The organism is Commensalibacter sp. B14384M2 (genome assembly GCF_016101865.1).
Lineage (GTDB): Bacteria > Pseudomonadota > Alphaproteobacteria > Acetobacterales > Acetobacteraceae > Commensalibacter > Commensalibacter melissae.
On the sequence record NZ_JACFPS010000002.1, the window covers coordinates 428,651 to 448,492 of the forward strand.

Annotated in this window: 14 protein-coding genes and 1 riboswitch; of the genes, 2 read left to right on the forward strand and 12 right to left on the reverse strand. The window is 36.3% G+C overall.

Annotated elements, in window-relative coordinates:
- Window positions 1-9 precede the first annotated feature (9 nt).
- Window positions 10-1,071, reverse strand: coding sequence for an A/G-specific adenine glycosylase (gene mutY / locus H3R33_RS05700; RefSeq protein ID WP_198184738.1), 1,062 nt, complete (start codon window positions 1,069-1,071; stop codon window positions 10-12).
- A 3-nt stretch (window positions 1,072-1,074) separates the two neighbouring features.
- Between mutY and H3R33_RS05705 the strand changes: the two genes are divergently transcribed.
- Both H3R33_RS05705 and H3R33_RS05710 read left to right on the forward strand, forming a co-directional pair.
- Window positions 1,075-1,596 (forward strand): DUF721 domain-containing protein, encoded by a 522-nt coding sequence (locus H3R33_RS05705; protein WP_110438659.1) that lies wholly within the window; start codon window positions 1,075-1,077, stop codon window positions 1,594-1,596.
- Between the two features lie 3 nt (window positions 1,597-1,599).
- Window positions 1,600-2,514, forward strand: coding sequence for a bifunctional enoyl-CoA hydratase/phosphate acetyltransferase (locus H3R33_RS05710; RefSeq protein ID WP_198184737.1), 915 nt, complete (start codon window positions 1,600-1,602; stop codon window positions 2,512-2,514).
- Between the two features lie 711 nt (window positions 2,515-3,225).
- On the opposite strand, the gene H3R33_RS05715 is transcribed toward H3R33_RS05710, so the two are convergent.
- The 11 genes from H3R33_RS05715 to rimI form a co-directional block, all read right to left on the reverse strand.
- A complete protein-coding gene (locus tag H3R33_RS05715) occupies window positions 3,226-3,891 on the reverse strand; it encodes a DUF805 domain-containing protein (protein WP_198184736.1) in 666 nt (221 codons plus the stop codon).
- 113 nt (window positions 3,892-4,004) lie between these two features.
- Window positions 4,005-4,931 (reverse strand): ABC transporter substrate-binding protein, encoded by a 927-nt coding sequence (locus tag H3R33_RS05720; protein WP_230882731.1) that lies wholly within the window; start codon window positions 4,929-4,931, stop codon window positions 4,005-4,007.
- A gap of 14 nt (window positions 4,932-4,945) precedes the next feature.
- Complete coding sequence (locus H3R33_RS05725; protein ID WP_198184735.1) at window positions 4,946-7,357, reverse strand: TonB-dependent receptor; 2,412 nt, start codon at window positions 7,355-7,357, stop codon at window positions 4,946-4,948.
- A riboswitch (TPP riboswitch) is annotated at window positions 7,349-7,441 on the reverse strand. It overlaps the preceding gene by 9 nt.
- Window positions 7,442-7,483: 42 nt before the next feature.
- Window positions 7,484-9,664, reverse strand: coding sequence for an FUSC family protein (locus tag H3R33_RS05730; protein WP_155566495.1), 2,181 nt, complete (start codon window positions 9,662-9,664; stop codon window positions 7,484-7,486).
- A gap of 115 nt (window positions 9,665-9,779) precedes the next feature.
- Window positions 9,780-11,897, reverse strand: coding sequence for an FUSC family protein (locus tag H3R33_RS05735; protein ID WP_198184734.1), 2,118 nt, complete (start codon window positions 11,895-11,897; stop codon window positions 9,780-9,782).
- A gap of 158 nt (window positions 11,898-12,055) precedes the next feature.
- Entirely contained in the window at window positions 12,056-13,966 is a 1,911-nt protein-coding gene (locus H3R33_RS05740; RefSeq protein ID WP_198184733.1) for a hypothetical protein, read from the reverse strand.
- A gap of 71 nt (window positions 13,967-14,037) precedes the next feature.
- Window positions 14,038-16,191, reverse strand: a complete 2,154-nt coding sequence (locus H3R33_RS05745) for an FUSC family protein (RefSeq protein ID WP_198184732.1) — start codon at window positions 16,189-16,191, stop codon at window positions 14,038-14,040.
- A 33-nt stretch (window positions 16,192-16,224) separates the two neighbouring features.
- The gene (gene lnt / locus H3R33_RS05750; protein ID WP_198184731.1) at window positions 16,225-17,787 is read right to left on the reverse strand and encodes an apolipoprotein N-acyltransferase; all 1,563 of its coding nucleotides are present in this window, start codon (window positions 17,785-17,787) and stop codon (window positions 16,225-16,227) included.
- A 74-nt stretch (window positions 17,788-17,861) separates the two neighbouring features.
- Window positions 17,862-18,710: a GNAT family N-acetyltransferase gene (locus tag H3R33_RS05755; protein ID WP_198184730.1), complete on the reverse strand. Its 849-nt coding sequence runs from the start codon at window positions 18,708-18,710 to the stop codon at window positions 17,862-17,864.
- Window positions 18,711-18,765: 55 nt separating this feature from the next.
- Entirely contained in the window at window positions 18,766-19,209 is a 444-nt protein-coding gene (locus H3R33_RS05760; protein WP_110438649.1) for a Fur family transcriptional regulator, read from the reverse strand.
- A gap of 175 nt (window positions 19,210-19,384) precedes the next feature.
- Window positions 19,385-19,834: a ribosomal protein S18-alanine N-acetyltransferase gene (rimI, locus tag H3R33_RS05765; RefSeq protein WP_198184729.1), complete on the reverse strand. Its 450-nt coding sequence runs from the start codon at window positions 19,832-19,834 to the stop codon at window positions 19,385-19,387.
- Window positions 19,835-19,842 lie beyond the last annotated feature (8 nt).

Sequence of the window (19,842 nt, forward strand, 5' to 3'; positions counted from 1 at the left end):
ATTTATCTATCAATCAAAGCCCAGTTGAACAAGTTTTTTCATCAATGAAGAAAATGGAAGAAATTGTATGTCATCGAAATCATACCATAACTCATCTCGATTTCTAAACGATAAATCAATTTTTTCTATTCTTTTATAAAGTCTTAATTTAAGCACAAAATGTGTAAAAACATGTTTAATGCAACCTTTGTCTTCAAATAATCCTTTCACCCCAACGCTTTCTTTTGCATTATCCAGTGATATTGGCTTTAAATCCCATTGAGTGCCTGGCAATTCCAAGGTTCCACCCAGCAATCCCTTTGCTGGACGTTTCCTAAATAAAATCCTGCCTTCCCGATCCTGAATAAAAAAAGCAATTCCATATCTTACAGGTCTTGAAGATTTTACGACCTTTCTTGGCAATGTTTCAGCTATTCCCTTTTTATATCCCAAACATTGTCTAGACAAAGGGCATGATAAACAGGAAGGTTTTTTTGGTTTGCAAATTGTTGCTCCCACATCAAATAACGCTTGGGAAAAATCACCGGCTCTTTGTTTAGCTATAAGATCATCATTTAAATGACCAGCTTTTTCATCAAGATATTTTTTTGCTTTTGGTAACTCTGCGTCGATAGTAAATAAACGTGCTGTCAGACGTTCGACATTACCATCAATTGGCACTACAGGAACATTATAGGCAATTGACGCTATCGCTGCCGCTGTGTAATTTCCAACACCTGATAAAACCTTTAGTTCCTTGACCGTATCAGGAACCTCGCCATTTTTACGCATAATTTCCTGAGCACAACGGTGCAAATTCCTGGCTCGACTATAATATCCCAGTCCAGTCCATAGTGACATGACCGTATCACGATCTGCATCTGCCAGAATATTAATAGTTGGAAAATGTTCTATAAAACGGTAAAAATATGGAATAACCGTTGCAACTTGTGTTTGCTGAAGCATAATTTCACTTAACAGCACATAATAAGGATTTGGTTTTTCATCTTTTTTTGCTCGCCAAGGAAGATCTCGCCGATTATGATCATACCATTCTAATAATGACTGCGCACAAAAACCCTGTTTTGACATAAAATGACAAATATTCCCAAACAAAACCAAAAAAAACGCAATTTATCACAAACTTCAAAAGAACAGAATTCTCGACATCCTGACAGGCGCACCTTTACAATGAGTCAAATTGGCGGTACTGTTCATAGCCTTACGAAACAGGCTTTTCGCCAAAAATCCCTTGCCCACAGCCAGATCAGCATTAATTGGGTCGATATTATCGGCCCTATATACGGCAATAGAACATCTCCACGTCATCTAGCCAACGGGACGTTAACAATTGCATGTTCTAATACAACAGCAACCGAACTTCAATATTTTTCTGAACGTCTTATTGAAAAAATCAATCTTTATTTTGGCCAGAAAATTGTGGCTCGTTTAAAATTTGTTTACCAACGATACAACACTTACCCTTTGACAAAATCTATAAATCATTCATCTTTGGTGGAACCTGTAGAAATTCCAATACTACCGTCTGGTCCCCTGCAAAACGCACTGTCACGATTGGGGGGGCACATACAAATAAAAAAGAAAGGAAAAAATTGATCCATGTATAACCATCATCAAAAAATTATTGAAAAAGCAAAGGTTAAATCCCCACCTTATTGTGCTGTATGTTATCCATGCGAAGCAACCGCTATCGAATCAGGACTTGAAGCCTTTAAACTTGGTTTACTCACCCCAATTTTTGTTGGTCCCAAAAAACAAATCAAGCTTATCGCCGAACAATATAGATTGGATCTGAAAAACCATCAAATTATTGAGGCATCTTCAGAATCTGAGGCCGCCACACATAGTGTAAAATTAATTCGCGAACAAAAAGCGCATTTATTGATGAAAGGCAGTCTGCATACGGACATTCTCTTGAAAGCTGTAATCAATAAAGAGACCGGTTTAAGAACAGGTAAACGCATTACCCATGTTTTCCTAATGGATGGTCCCAATTGGAATACCCCTTACATGATTACAGATGCCGCCATTAATATTGCCCCGGATCTTGTCACTAAAATGCATATTATTCAAAATGCCATAGATCTGCATCATGCTTTAGGATATGGCGTTCCCAAGGTTGCAATTCTTTCAGCCGTAGAAATGGTAAATCCAGATATTAGTTCTACTCTTGAAGCCGCAGCCTTGTGCAAAATGGCAGATCGAAAACAAATTGTTAATGGTATTCTTGATGGACCTCTTGCATTAGATAATGCCATCAGCCCTGAGGCAGCGGCAATGAAAGGTCTTGATACACCCGTAACTGGAAAGGCCCAAATTCTGGTTGTTCCCAATCTAGAGGCAGGAAACATTTTTTTCAAATCTCTATCATTCATTGGACAGGCAGACAGTGCTGGAATAGTACTAGGTGCGAAGGCCCCAATCATTTTAACCAGTCGTGCCAGCAGTTTGGATAGTCGTCTTGTTTCCTGTGCTATGGCAAAATTATCCTATCATCATAGTTTAACTCATTAATCAAAATTCCTAAGGCAGTTTTATCACTGCCTTCTAATATGATCCCTAATTCAAGATATATCTTAATTGTTGAAAATTTAGACAGGAGATTCCCATTGATAAATCCGGTATTATGTATTCATTGCATGTCAAATAATAATAATAAAACATTTATCAATCGGATACATCAATAACCATTAGCCTGAACAATTAATATCATGTAAGTGATGAATAATTACAGCAAGATTTCTCAACACAAAACCGCCTAAAAATTTTTATGAAAATCTTAAAAAAATATATTTACAAAATAAAGATTAACAATAAATCCTGAAATGAAATGTGATACCGAATTTTTTTGGTTATTTCTACCTTAATAATTCACAAAATTTATTAGAATTTTTCAACAGGAACAAGAAAAAAATATGCTTGTTCCAAAGCGCCAACAACCAATATCAAGACATTCCCCTTTTGGCTGGATGATAATTTTCTTACCATTTTTTCCCAGAAATTGATAACATTGATCATTGTCTTCTACATAAAGAGCCTTTATTTTCTGAAGTGCAACAATGTGAAGTTATCTGCCTCTGGTTTAAAATCATTTTTATGCAAAATTATTTTAAACACTATATGATTTTTTAAATTATACTATTACGGATTTTAACCGTAATAGTATATGAATTTTAAATTCTATACCAAATTTAATGATTATACGAATTTCATAAAAATTATCATCTATCTGGATTTAGCAGGTGATCCCCATTTGTTTCTTTCAAATTTGGTATTTTTCAACATCCATATTAGAAATAATATTGAACCAATAATGGGAACAAAACTTATTAGAAGCCACCAACCCGAATGATTTATATCATGCATACGTCGAACGGTTACTGCGAATGAGGGAATTATAAAAACAATGACTAGTAATGAACTTGTAATATTTGTCAATATGCTCATTGTATAGTCATCAAGATTTCCAACCATAAAACCAACAACCAGAAGTACAAAAACATTAATAAAAATAGTTAATAAAAACAAAATCAACATATAAAACCAATATTCTTTTCTTCTTGCCCTTCCAGAAAAATTAAAAAGATTTCTTAAGCATTTCCAGAACCATTGAAACATATTATAAGTTGACTCTGTTTGATATAATTCATGCATGTTTGGATCGAATTGATCACTATTTTGTTCATGACTTGAACCATTCTGACTATCAAGAGCAAAGAAAACTGATTTAGCTTGTCCTGAGGCATCAACCTCAAAATCTAGACGCTCCCCTTTGGTTGGAATACGATTTTCTTTCCATTCATTTCCAGAAAATTGGTAACGTTGACCATTATCTCCAACAATATAGCCTTTATTATCTTGCACTATATAATTTAGTAATTGACCCTGCATAATAATCTTTCTAAAATTTCGAACTTAAATAAATTTTATTATAATTTTGATATTATTTGACTTCCATGTTACTTTCAATATATTTAAAAAATTATTAAGATTATTACCATTTATCAATAAGCTGTAAATGATGAAATTTGTACAGGATGCTTGATAACCTTTTTATTCCACAAAAAATCAAGAAATTGTTGATATTTTGCTTTATCATAGATAACTGGATCTGTCGGTAATAAATTTAGGGTCACATTCCAAGCGGTTTTATTTAAGGGCGTATTCAATTCAGGATGATCTTTAATTGTCTTGTTAAACACTTCTAGAGAATGGCTTTTCAAATATACATTCCCCTCTTTTAAGGCCTGCATGAAACGGATAATTCGTGAATCTTTTACAAGTTCAGGACGAGTTACAAAAATCATTTCATCATAAATTGGAACACCATAATCTTCTGGATTATAAATATTGAATTGATAATGCTTCTGTTCAAGATCAATCACTTCATAGTTCCGTGATGCACCGATAACTGCGTCAACTGCCCCAGTCATTAATGCCTGTTCTAGCTGAAAATTAACGTTTATGATCTGTACATCGGATAACTGAACGTTTGTCTTTTCCAACATTGTTTTCAAAATCGTATGATCATCCCCGGCAACGGAAACACCGATTTTTTTTCCTTTTAAATCTTGTAAGGTCTTGATATTCCGCGAGGTAATCAATGTATTTAAGGGCTGATTTAAAAGAGATCCAATTCGTATTAACGGAATATGATGGTCAATCATCATACCCAATTGAATAGGATAGGAGATCGCAATATCTGCCTGTCCCGCAGCTACCAATCTTGGTGGTGTACCAGGATCAGCGGGTGAGATCATCTCAACCTGGAGATTGTAACGTTTGAAAGCTCCACTATATTGAGCAGCCAGCAAAGATTCATGACTTGCATTGAGAAACCAGTCCAAAATTACGGTGACTTTATCCTCTGCCTTTACCTGGGAAATGGAACACAAAATCGCAAAAAAGATAAATATTCTTGAAATTCTCATCATCATCCTGACTTTCATAAAGCGGACGTTAGCGTTAACATTGTGGCAAATCCTCCACCAATGTTATAATAAGGTGATGAACCCTTGATTGCAGTCCCATTTTTTCCAACCGTATTATGAGCATTTGATGTTGGAGTACCTATTCCTGACAGATGTTTTTGATCAGTTATATTTATAAAATTAAGCCTGATTTCTGGATATTTTGCAAAAGAAATAGAATCAAAACGGTATCCAAGTGCAAGATTGCCAGTTGCATAAGAACCCATTGCTTCATCATTCATGAAGGTGGCATATTGCTTGCCTACCATTTTCATATTTCCATTGGCAAAAAAATGTCCATCATCATAGGTTAGCCCTATTGCAAACTGCCAGGATGGACTTCTTACCGCTTTTTTTCCGCTGGTAGGCAAATAATCTCCACGTGTTTTAAAATCATTATCCATGGTTGCATTTAAATACTCCCCTGATATATAGGGACTAAAATGATGCCAGGGTTTCAATCCTAATTCAGCATCTATTCCACGTGAGGTCTGTCCACCCGCATTAATTGAAGATCCTATCCATGCATTGTTTTGTCGTAAAACTGTTTTGATCATGCGATTGGTATAATTATAGTTAAAAAATGTAACCGAACCAACCAGTCGTGGACCATTATAGCGATAGCCAATCTCTTCCTCGATAGAATATTCTGTTTTCAGATGATTTGTCCCCTTCTTTGTCAATGTTCCAGAATTTGGATCATAGGTATCAAACAACGTCGATTGATGGGGAACAGAAAAATTTGTACTTGCGCTGACAAAAAGCTGATGTTCCTTTGTAAATTGATAAACCATGCCAATTCTGGGCAATGGTTTGGCAACATTGTTACCGGTACGATATTGAGGTCCTGGAATACGATTATATCCAGCCTGTGATAGCATAACTTGCTTAAATCCCACATCAATATGCAGTTTGTTATGAAGAAAATTCATGCGATCCCCGATAAATACCGCATTTACTTGCGTAATTATACTTGTATCCCTTGCATAAAGTGGTTGACCGTCTGGTAAACGGATCGTCTTGCCTTTCCCCCCCCACAAGTCCCATGGTTTGCCATTTTCTGATACTGGCGTAAAAGGTTCATTTATCAAGTTGTCTGAATAATCATACCAATATCCCAAGTATAAATGATGATGTTTTAATCTTAAATGTAATTCTGGAGTGAAACCTGAACGATAAGTTCGCTGGAACCAATCTCCCATAACTATTCCCTGACCGTCAACAGCCCCTGGAATGGAAATGCTCCCTTCCACAGGAAGAGTACCCTGCCATAATCCACGATCGGAAAGCATAGCTCCATATGGCGTATTTCCATAACCATATTGAAAATAGGGAGTTACTGTAAATTGCAATTTATCTGTCAGCGTGAATTGTCCGGGAGTTGCAAGATAAATTTGCTGAAAGGTTTGCTGATATAATTTCCAGTAATTACTATTGTCTATTCCATTATGATACCATGTGCCTGAATAATTATTACCGTTTTTTATCCCGTTCATTTTCCATTCATGCTTAGTGGGCGTATAATAGCTGCTCATCAAAGAGCGGTTCCAGTTACCAAGCAATGAAACCCGATTGTCACTCCCCCATTCTTTGGTAAATTTAAAATCAACATGTTGACGATGGTCATATCCGGCTCCACGCCAATTGTCCCCATCCGTATAAGAATAGGAAATAAAACCCTTAATACCCGTTTTGCCAATTTTTCCGGTATCCATACGGGCAAAAATCTTACCCGTATGATAAGAACCATATGAAAACTGGGTCATTCCACCCAGATGATCAGATGGTTCACGAAACTTGATGTTGACAACGCCACCGGCAGCATTAAAAACAGGACTGTCAAGATCGGGGCTTCCCTGACTTAAACCTACTGATTCAAGATTTTCCATATCAACAAACTGATTCAAATAGCCACCGCCATCGGACACATCATTTAAGGGCATTCCCTCTAGAACATATCCTATAGAATCAGAAGTCATTCCCCTTACCGTCATGTCCGTTTGTGTGGCAAGTCCGAAAGGGTCCGATCCCGACACATTTGCACCTGGCAATAGACTTATAAGATTGTAAACATTGGACGTGGGTGCCTGTTTATGAATAAAATCCGAAGAAACGGTACTAAGGGATCGAACAGAATCTTCTGGTCTAATCAATCCCCCACCAGCTTGCTTACCAATATATCCATTGGCAGAAGGATAACCACGGAAAGTTCCCTTGACTATAATCTGCTCACCAGGATCAGACTGCATTTCCTGTCGCGTTATCGAATGAGTTTCTGGTTGAGATTGAGTGATATGAATATCTTTTGCCTGAATAGAGGGAAGCCTCCCCAAAATAGGGATTAACAGTAAAAGATAACGTACAAAAGCAAATAAAATTGATCGCATTAAGTTCCTCCCTTCGCTGGCATGACCCAGATCAGGTTCTACGGGTTTATTCTCAGCCCCTAACGGACACCCCGGTGATTTATAACAAAATGATTTTTATCAATTTTTTAATTAATTACAAGTCTTTTATATGACACTATCCTCTTTTAGCAGGAAAGGATGAGTTACATCCAGAAAAGCCTTGTTTTTATCTAAGGAATCAGCAATGACAGTCAAACAAGATACGGCGGCAATAATCTCCATACGAAGGGCGAGATTTTTTTCACTTTTTTCACGCTCTCTCAATCTTTTTACAACCGCATGACAAACCGCGACTGTCCGACCATATTTACCGCTATATTTGGAGATACGTCTTAAAACAATTCTCAATAAGATCTTTATATCTTCAGTCACAACATCATGATCGATCATGGAGTGCAAACGAAGTATATTCAATCCGATCATCATCACTGCCACAGTACCTTGGCTATATGCATGAATCAATTTTGTATTGGACTCACCGCTCAACTGTCGTACCATATTAACCAACAAAGCGGCTGTTTGAAAAAGCCATATCCGGGGACTTCTTTTATAAAAAGATACAGAAGCGAGTGCATGCATTTTTTTCAATAGCATTTGCCGTAAATGCAAACGGGTTTTAAGAGGACTATAGGGGTATATTATTCGGAAAGAAGCAATCGCGAAAAATATCCCCATTAGCAAAGCTAGGGAATTATTGAAAAATGTTGATTCATTCAACCTGACCTGGTTATCCAGCTGCAACATATAGGGTAAATATGCGGCATAGGAAGCGGATACAGGAAGCGTTTTCAAATTGGCAATTCCCAATCCACCCAACATTGTAGGAATAAAAAGTGCCATACAAAGAGATTCGAAATTTCCCAACGGTGGAATGAGATAAAGCGTCAAAATACTTCCTGCCAATAAAGCCCAAAATGTACCTTTAAACCATCCAAAAGTAACTTGTGCAGGATTTTCAAACAAACAGAAACGTGCACATCCCATTCCAGTCAGGGAGACCATGGTTCCCCCCATATTCCAGCCTGTCATATACCACATCAAACTGGCAGATATCATTGCGACAAAAGTTCGCAAACCATTTTTCCAAGCCAGATCAAAATTTAAAGGTGCAGAAACATGAAACTTAAAATGATCATTTTTAATAGGATGACTGCTTTTATGATATTCCTCTAAAGTAACTTCTATCTCACCCAGTAATTCACTTAACTTACGAAAAAGAATACGGTCGTTAAAAACAATTTCCCTCTGTTTTGCCCCCTTATCGGGAGTTTCAGTATCAATTTTCTTGTAAAAACTATCTGTAATATGCTGTCGACATTCCCATCTCAGTTTATTCAAATAAGATTGGTCCAAATTAAAATCATGATCATTTTCAATGGAATCTAAAATTCTTTTTAAACATTCCTGAACATTGGGAATGATACTAGCAAAGTCAGCTGTTACATTCTTGAAATGCTGCATCCGTATGGACAGACCCATACTTCGCGCCAAAACAGCTGTCACTGAAAATAAAGCCGCATGTGCATGATCCCCTGTATGATCATTACCATTCATTTCAATCTGCCTGAATTCAATTGAATTATCAAAACTTATAACCGAAGTCAGCAATTCCTGTGAATGCAAAACCATCTTTTCATCTTTTGACAGCATATTGACAACAGACTGAATCGTTTCACAGATTGCAAATTTAAGATTGTTGTTTAATTGGGTCCGAGCATTTTTATCGATATTAACATCAAAAAAACGACCCACGAAACTATCACACCAAACCCCGAGAAGAATATAAGTGGTTCTGGCCATTGCCATCATAAATGTTCCATGTGGATCGTTTATGGAACTAAAAGCAATTATCGCACAGGTATAACCTGATAAAACCATGGCATACGCCTTGAAACTCTGCATGCATGTTCCACACCAAACACAAAGGGCGACAAACGAGGCAACTGTAATGTTAAATAACCATGGCTGTTGAGGAAAAACCGCAACAAAAACAACAGCGGCAATAGCTCCAAAAACGGTTCCAACACCACGCCAATATGCCTTTGATATCGTTTCCCCACGTGATGTGTTCCTTGCACAAACCCAAACTGTCATGGGAGCCCATTTTGGACTATCCAATTCCAGCCACAAAGCGATTGCCAATGCCAAAAAAGAAGCAATGGTAGTTCTAAGGGCAAAAATAAATGCTGACCAGCCTGGGGCATAAATCCAACGGTAATTTTCTAAGAAATTTTTTCTGGACCATGAATATTTTTTATACCACGGCACATTGGCGGATCCGATCACCTACTCACAAAAACCTTTTTATTTTTTAATCACATAAATATGATGACAGTTTCCAAACTATTCTTTTTTTTGAAAAATGAAAAGGGATTACTGGCAATTTGATAATGTTCAATAGCTACAACCGTAAGAAAGATCCGTTTTTATCCAAGGCATATGAAATAATTATTAGGGAAGAAATAGCGGCACTGATTTCTATACGGATTGCCAGATTTTTTTCATGACTTTCCCTTTCCCGAAACCGAGAAATGGCACGATGGGCAATCACAACAGTTCTTGCATGTGGACCATATTTGGCATGACGGCCATCAAATTTCGCAATACGTCTTAAAACAACTTTTAGAATATTTTTAATATCTTCCGTCATGATGTCATGGGCAGCCATCGCTCTCAACCGAATGATATTGACACCAATCAATGTCACGGCCATCGTTCCATGACGATAGGTTTGCACCAGCGTCGTATTTCGGTCCTCATCAAGCTGACGCATTAACACGACAAAAGCTTCAATTACATAACTAATCCACTCTCTAGGTAATGGAACAACAATAGCATTCGCCAAATGATGCATACCATGTAGCAATTTCTGTCTTAACTGAAACCTCAATTTACGAGGTTGGTAAGGAAAAACCAACCGATATGCGGTAAAGGCGAATAATCCACTCATGAAAATAGCCATTGAATCATTAAAAAAGGTTACTTCATCCATCCTACCAACATTAGTAAATCCAATCATATAACAGAAAAAAAACATGCATGCCGAAGCGATCGCAGCATATTTTGGCACCGCCATTGCTAATCCCCCGATCATGAACGGAATCAAAAGCACAAAATAGAGAACCTCTATATTCGTAATAATAGGCAAGAAAAGAAAATTATAAATAAATCCACCAAATATAGCCCAACACGCCCCCTTAAACCAACCCTTACAGGCAAGCGAAGCATTCTCAAATATACAGAACCGTGCACATCCCATACATAAAAATGCAAGAAAAAGCGGACCGTAGCTCCAACCAGTAATTTCCCAGGCAATACAACCAAATGTTATTGCCACAAAAGCCCTGATCGCATTTCTCCAAGCTCTTTTGAAATCATAACTATTTTTGACAATAAAACGAAAGTGGTCTTTCAAGGTCATATCTCGACTTTTAGCAAATTCTTTCAGAGTAACTTCTAATTCTGCCAAAATTTCACGTAAACCTTGATATAATATACGATCATTTAAAGTTTTTTCTGCATATTCATCATCCGAAATTTTTTTTTCTTTTAATACACGGTAAAAACTATCAGCAATACGTTGTCGGCATTCCCATCTTAGTGAATTCAAAGCTTTTAAAGATGCATCAATGGAAATACCCGACTTAAGATGATTTAGCAGTTCCTGCAAATAGATTTGTGTAAGGGGTAAAATACTTGAAAATTGTAAATTTTTCCCTTCTGTCTGTTTCATTAAAATGGATAAACCCGAAGCTTTGATAATCAAACTCAAAACTGAAGATAATACAGCCCTGGCATGATCCCCTGTATGACCTGTACCCTGCATCTCCTTTTCACGAAACTCAATATTATTATTTAATGAAATAACGGATGCCAAAAATTGATCTGATCGTTGAACCGCCCAATCATCTCCATTCATCATATTAATAACGGATTTAACAGCCTCTTCAATTGACAATTGTAAATCCTCTGTCAATTTTCTATGGGCCTGATGATGCAAATTGAGATCAAATAGGCGAGCGGTAAAATTTTCTGCGAGTATGCCCAAAATAAAATAACTTCCCCGTGCCATTGCGAGCATGAAAACATTATTTAAATTATCAACGGCACCATATAAAACAATGGCACAACTATATCCTGCCATCACCATACCCAGAGCCCTGAAATTTCTTGTGCAACTGCCAATCCAGCAACAAAATGACACCCAAATAGCAACTGAAATTTCAAAAATAAAAGGCTGTTGTGGAAAACAGCCCGCAATAACCAATGCCATGATAATACCAATGACATTTCCGGTAATAATCCAATAAGCTTTGGAAAGGATTTCCCCACGGGATGAATTCTGGGCTACAATCCATACGGCCATAATTGCCCAACGCGGACTATCCAATTCCATCCATAAAGCAATGACCAATACAATATAAGAGGCAATGATGGTTCTAAGCGCAAATATCAAGGCTGTTTTTTGTGGGGCAAATAACCAGCTAAATGACGGTAATGTAAAATCGCTAAGACGCATCTGAATGCCTGATCTTCAATATACAGCTTTAGAAAAGGGATATATCAGAGATCAGGACAAATAGCATCAATTAAATATTCATAAACGCCATGATAACATTTACTTGACTTTGTTATAATAGGAAAAAAACATCATGATTTAACTTTAAAAATATTCCCTCACCGATTAAAATTATAAATTCTCAAATTTTTATCAGAATAAACACTGGTTAAATCTGTATAAGGCATATAGCTCCAAACCGGATCATAACGTGTAACAATTATTGCATTACACCGAAACTGTTTAATCAAGGCCAGATCCTTATCATTGGCCTTACCGTTATAAAACTGTCTGATCGCATGATCCATCAATTCAACCTTGTCACCCCAGTTAGGCCCAAAAGTTTTGACATAGCTAATATTTTGAAAACAAAATTTTCTGTTAACCATTATAGGTGGCAATAGATTGCCCCCCCATGGTTCAAAAGTCTCGTTTTGATGAATATTAATTAGTAATCTGTCCTGTTTATGGGTTTGGTGAGTTATTTTGTTTAATTCTTTTAAACTTGGTCTGGGTCTATAATAATCCGCACCGAATATCAACATTTTACTGAAATTTAATGGTTCAATAATACCAATTAGAGCAATGAATATAAAAATTGCTTTTTTGAAACTGGAACAATATTCATTGACATAAAAAGTGACAATCGTTGTTCCTGTCAAAACAAATAATAAAATTGCACGCCAACCCAAATCGTCATTATATATACTACTGTGAATGAATAAAGAAACAAAAATTGACCCTAAACAGATAAATAATATTACCCTAAAAGATGGATCAATCTTTATTCTTTTTAATAAAATCTCAAATATCAAACAATATAATCCAATTATTATTACCGGAAACCATAAAATCATTGCCCCAGTGAAAAAGAAAATAAAATCTATAAACTGTTTATAAACTGATGAATTATATATAAATATACGTATTGGAAAACCGGATTCCCTTACAGGGACGGTAATGACATTATACATAATCGGTAAAATGATTATAAAAGACCCCAGAACCAGCCATAACCAGTTAATTAACACATTTTTTTTATTTTTTTTCCCAACTATTTGTTCAACAAAAATCATTAATGATGTTACCGCAAATGTAAGCCCCCCAACCCATACCGAAAAGCTGAATCCGGCACCAACCAAAATAATAATTGAAAATAAAATTATTTTATTATTTAAATTTCTTGCGCCAATTAAAAATAAGGCCAGAATTGAACATGATGCAGCCAAGAGATGTTGTGGCACCCAAGCGGCTTGAACAATCCATGATTCTAGGGGATGAACATTTGATAGAATTTTAAAAAGTTTATAACCAGTCAATAAATCGACAAAAGAAACAATCGAACCAGAAAATAAAAAGAAACAGAATAAGTATTGACCTTTTTTTTTATTAATAGATTTCGAAAATAATTCACTTAATAAATAGAAACAAGTAAATATAGAAATAAATGCAGAAATAAAAGCAAGAATAATATCGGCATTTAAACCTGAACAATGGAAAAATACAACAATATTTGCTGACAATAAATAAAAAAGATAATAATAATGAAATAATTCTCCTGAAGATGGATCAATACAGAAAGGATTTATTATAGGGAAGCCATCCCTAACAATTGAATTAACTAAGGCTATTTTTATATGGTCAAATAAAGGTGTAGAAATCCCAACATCAGATCCATTTATTTTGATAAAAACACCTGATACTGCTATAAATGACAAAATCAGAGGTAAAATAATAATCGGTTTGTCAGAAAAACCTTTTTTATAACACTCAATACTCGGTTTATTGATCCAAAACGTCAGACCCAGAGGAAATAAAAATATTATAGCGGCCTGAAATGTTCCAATATTAAATAAATTATTGATCCATAATGCAGTTATTCCCAAAATAGCGATACCAAAAGGGAAAGATAATTCAAAAGATCCGTATTTATTTACTTTTCTGGCAAATGGATATCCGACAACATAACTGTAAAACAGTAAAATTATGGTAATAATCATTAAAAATAAAAGATTGGAAACAATAAACATAAATTATACCATTCAAATAATTTTATTTATTCTATTCAATAATTAAAATTATTAATCATAACAGGGACACATTAATTATCACTGTATGATAAATTGAAAAATGTAAGATTTTTTTCCAATGCATAATGTATTGGTATTAAACATGCAATTGCCGTACCGATTTCAAGTCTTTGTGCAAGGTTCTTTTCATGACTTTCCCTGTACTGTAAACGTCGAATAGCACTTTTAATGATCAAGACAGTCCTGACATGATGTCCTCCTTTAAAATGACTTATTCTTCTAATAACAACACGCAATTGATTTTTAACATCCTCAGGTAAAATGTCATGAATGATCATTTTTCTCATTTCAATAATATTAATCCCGATAACCATTACCGCCAATGCACCTTGATTATACCGTCTAATCAGTGTTAGCTCCTTAGCGGGGTCAAACTGCCTCATCAATGAAACAAACCAGTCCGTCGTTACCGCAAGCCATTTTCTTGCCGGAGGAATGGTCAATAATACTGGCAGGGTATGAATATCTTTTATCATTCTTTGACGAATTGATTTTCGCACCTGAATTGGTGAATATGGTGCGATATATCGGAATGAAAAAATAGCAATCGCTGCCACTGCCACAGTGGCAAAAGCCGTATTGAAAAAAGTCAGTTCGTTCATTTTATCCTGATTATCAACAACCAGCATCAATGATAAAAAGATTGTGAAACTCATCCCTATACCACGGGTTGGCAAATTATAAATCGCCAATCCCCCGATAAAAGCTGGAATGAAAAAAGCGATACAGAGCAACTCAATCGTATTTGCTGCCGCAATTAAAGTAACATTCATAATACCACTGACAATCATGGCCAAAACTGTGCCTTTTAGAAAATCCAATGAAAATTTATAACTATTTTCAAAAAGGCATAGGCGGCCACAAATCATACAGGAAAATCCGAGAGCATTTGTAAAATTAGGCCAGGCAGTAACTTCCCAAATCAGACAACACAAAATCACCACCAAAAAAACACGCAATCCATTCGACCAGGCCAATCTGAAATTAAGCAGTGGAGGCATTCTAAATGTAAAACGGTCATGCAGGGGAGGATTGTGAACCATTCTGTATTCCCTTAAAACCACTTCCAACTCGCCCAATAATTCACTTAAAGCCCGATATAAAATTCTTTGATGTAGAAAAGACTGTTTTTCAATAGATTCACGATCTGAATAGTTTAAAGCCGTATCATGAAAAATATGATTGGCAATAATCTGTCGACATTCCCAACGAAGATCGGCAAGCTTTTGCATATGCGCTCTAAAATCCATATTCTTATTTATAAATTGAATCAGAGATTGAACATAAGTATGAACTTGCGAAAAAATACTATGGAAATCATTTCCTGCCTCTTTGAATTCCCGCATGTAAAGCACTAGATTCATTAATCTAGTCAAAACAATGACTACAGAAAACAAAGTGGCATGAACATGGTCAATCATATGATCGTTACCAGTCATTTCAGCTTTTCTGAATTCTAGGGTATTTCTTGTTGCAGCAATAGCAGAAAAGGTTTCCCTTACCCGGTAGACAGCCTGATAATCACCATTAAAAACATCCTTGATAACATTAAGGGCTCCTGTTATGGCCATTAACATATTCTTCTCAATATTAGATCGAGCCTGTTTCTCCTGATTATAAGCAAAAATACGTTCAACTAAATCCTGACACAATACAGCTAAAATAATATAAGTGCCCCTGGACATTGCCAGCATAAACACATTTTCAGGATCAGAACTTGCTGTAAAAGCGATAATTGTACAGGTATATCCTGCCAAGACAACGCTATAGGAACTGGAGCTACGGATTAGGCTTGCAAAAAAACAGCAGCCCCCTATCCAGCAAGCCAGACATATTTCAAATAAAAATGGTTGCTGAGGGAATGCGGCAACAATCAAAACCGAAACAACAACTCCGACTATGGTTCCCACAATACGCCATTTTGATTTGGTTATCGTCTCTCCCCGAGAGGTTTGAGAAATAATCCATACTGTCATAACAGCCCATTTGGGGCTATCCATTTCCATCCATAAGGAAATTGCCAAAGCAAGAAAAGAGGCAATGATTGTTCGCAATGAGAAAAAAATGGCTTCTTTTTTAGGAGCGTATAACCATTTAAAAGATTGTATATTTGGTAAAAAAACGTTGAATTTAAACCAATTCAACTTTAAACGAATATTCTCCATCCATACAACCTTGTTCTTTAGCCCTTTAGTTAATTATTTCCCCCTCGAGAGGAATTTGCCTGCTACTCCTGTAAAAATACAAATAAGTGACAAACAAAAAGGAATAAAACGATGTCCCAACGAAAACAACGTAAAAGACAAAGCTCCTGGTAACGCAACCGCCCTTACTCCTTTGACGCCCCAGTCAATCTGGCTTATTTTTCTTCCATAAGAATCATAAACTGCTGATATTCCCGTATTTGCTACACGCACAACTGGAATTCCTTCCTCCACGGCACGCAATCTTGCCGCAGCAAGATGTTGTCTAGGACCGGCAGAATTTCCATACCACGCATCATTTGTTAAATTCAATATCCATTTTGGTCTATTTTTATAATCAAGAATCTGTCCCGAAAAAATAACTTCATAACATATTAATGGTGCAAAAGAACTTACTCTTGATAAATTCAATGTGACATTTCCCTCACCTGGTGTTAAAACCTGTCCAGGTACAACATGAAATGGAATATACCAAGGTTGGGATTCACCAAAAGGTACCAATTTCACTTTATTATATACATGATCAATCGCTCCATCCGGTTGCCTTAAAACTACCAAACTATTGTAAAGAATATTTGGTTCTTGCTGGGTGATGGCCCCTATAATACCGAAAGAGGCATCTGGATTATTTTGCATCATAACTTTTCTGGCTGCGTCATCATATTGAATACTTCCCGGAAAAGAGCTTTCAGGCCAGGCATAAATGATAGGTCTTTCAAACTGCCCCAATTCTTGACGCAAGGTTACCGCCTGAACAACCGCATCCGAAGTAAGTTGCATGTATTTCTGGAAAATTCGGCGAGGATCTGTATTCGCTATCTTGTCATCTTCAGCTATATTTCCCTGAATTAAGGCAACAATGGGTGTATTATTATCTGTAATAGGCGGTTTTTCTACCAAACGGTAAAAACCAAATAAAGCCAAACCACAAATAGTTCCAGCGATAATCATCCATCCTTTTTTTCCATATAATGGAAGCAAGACGAGAATAACCGTTATCAATGTCAATCCATCCACTCCAATAAGGGAAGCGGTCTGGATAAAAATATCCCCTATCCTGCCAGGGATCTCCCAGGTACTGGCCAAAGGATTCCATGGGAAACCTGTCAAAACAGGATTCCACCAATTAGGCGGCAACATCACCGCTCTGGACATATCACAAACGGTCCATAAACCAGCGAAAACAAAAATTTTTAATTTTTTTGAAGGTTTTATCCAATAATAGAAAAGCGTAGGCAAACCCGTCCATAATGCAAGTAATATCGCACATAATGGAGATACAATTGGAACAAGCCACCAAAAGTCCTGTGCCCGTATCAGTATAGCATTTACAAGCCACGATAATCCGATTGTATGCAAACCAAAACCAAACCAGTACCCTTTCATCAGGGCACATTTCCAATTTTTGGAATGATCAATTGAATGCAGAAGTAACGGAAATGACAAAAATAAAATAAATATAAAATAGATAGGTGGAAAAGCCAAGGCAGATATTCCTCCCAAACCTGTGAGATACAATGCCCCTTGCCATCCTTTTAAGTCATGCCATTTATCCAAATGAAAATCCATTTTCTTAATGTATGAAATAACTTTATAAAATAGTTTATAAATTTTCAAACTTCATGAATAATTCAAAATTCCAATGCGTCTCTCAAACGTCGTTCATAATGACGATAGTATTTATCTGCAATGAGTTCAGTTTTAAGAATTATTGCAACATCCGTGGTATTAAATTGCTGATCGATAACAGCACCATCCCCAACATATCCTCCCAGTCTTAAATAACCCTTAATTAAAGGAGGAAGTTCCAATCGGCAACGAAAATGATCCAAATGATGCGGATCGACACGCAACATTTCCACACGACGCTCTGGCAATGCCTTGACTAACAAAGCTGGGGGTGCCAATTGAGTTTGATAAAGATAGGTTAAGATTTCGGCATATTGATCGGGGTCTGTTCCCGGGAAACTGGCACAACCAAATAAGATATCTATTCGATAATAAAAAATATAGGCAGCAATTCCCTCCCACAATAACTGCATTGCGGATCGATTACGATATTGCGGATGGACACAAGAGCGACCGACCTCCAAAAGATTGCCAGGATATTCCTGTAATACGGAAAGATCATATTCTGCACGACTGTAAAAACCACCCGCCTTGTCGGCATTTTCCTTTCGAATTAATCGATAGGTTCCCACGACCCGCTCATGATCAGATATTTTATTATAGTCAATTACCAGTAAATAATCTGAAAAGTCATCATATTCATCAAAATCTCTTTTAAGATTACGAATATTCTCGTTAGGAATCGCTCCCATCTCTTCATAAAACACTCGATAACGTAAAGCTCGGGCTGCATCCTTTTCCGATTCTGTCTCGGCCAACCTGACTCCTAGGCTACCTGAACGTAATTCAACAAATTTATCTCTTCTCAATTCTAAAGTTGATAAAGAACCGCTTCTCTTTTCCCTATGCATATTTTCTTTCTATATAAATCATAAACCAAAATAATTTATATATATCTTGTAAAAATTACGAATCTTGTTCTGTCTTAATACGGCGCCCAAACAGTTCCAACCGATGCTGAACCAGTTCGAACCCTAATTTTTTCGCCATGATCTCAATCATCTTGATATGCTCAGGATCTTCAAATTCAATCACTTTTCCAGTATCAACATCGATTAAATGATAATGCGTTCCCTGTTCAGTCACTTCATAACGGGCACGTCCCCCACCAAAATCATGTTTTTCCAGAATACCCTTTTCTTCCAACAAACGAACAGTACGATAGACCGTGGCTACAGAGATATTATTATCCAATTTTGAGGCCCGTCGATATAACTCTTCAACATCGGGATGATCATGGGCATGCGAAAGAACATGGGCAATAACACGTCGCTGCCCGGTCATTTTCAGACCTTTCTTAATACATAACCGTTCTATATGAGATAAATTATTCATTTTTTCACGTGTCATACAATTCATTCAATTATTACAAAGAAGCCTATATGCGCCCTAACTGGAATACGGACAATTGCCAAGTCAATTTTCAACAAAAATTATAACTTCAAAAGATAGCTTTCTTCAAACTATTTATAACTTAATTCAAATCATTAAAAAAGATATATTTCTCTATTTACCAAGAGTCGTTCTAGGACAAAGACTTCAGCATAAGATAAGCATTCTTATTTTTACCATAATAATCAACCCTTTTTGTTTGAACTTCAAAATTATAATTACAATAAAGCTGATATGCCTTTTTATTATCTTCAGCAACTTCTAAAAAAACTGATTTGATGTTTTCCATTTTCATTTTTTTTATAAATTGCTCAAGAATGGCCTTGCCTATCCCTCTTCCCTGAAAGGGGGGGGAAACAGCAAAAGTAACTATTTCCGCTTCATCAATAATTTTGGAGTAAAATAGAAAACCCAGCATTACATTTTCTTTATCCATATAGACACATGCAGAATGTGTAGGTAAAGCCATCAGTGTTTTGAAATCTTCAGGTTTCCAATATTCATGTTCTGGAAAAGCGGATTGATGTAATAATGCCAATGGATATTCTAAACCATTTCCCTCTGTAATAAATTGTATCGGCATCACTTCAT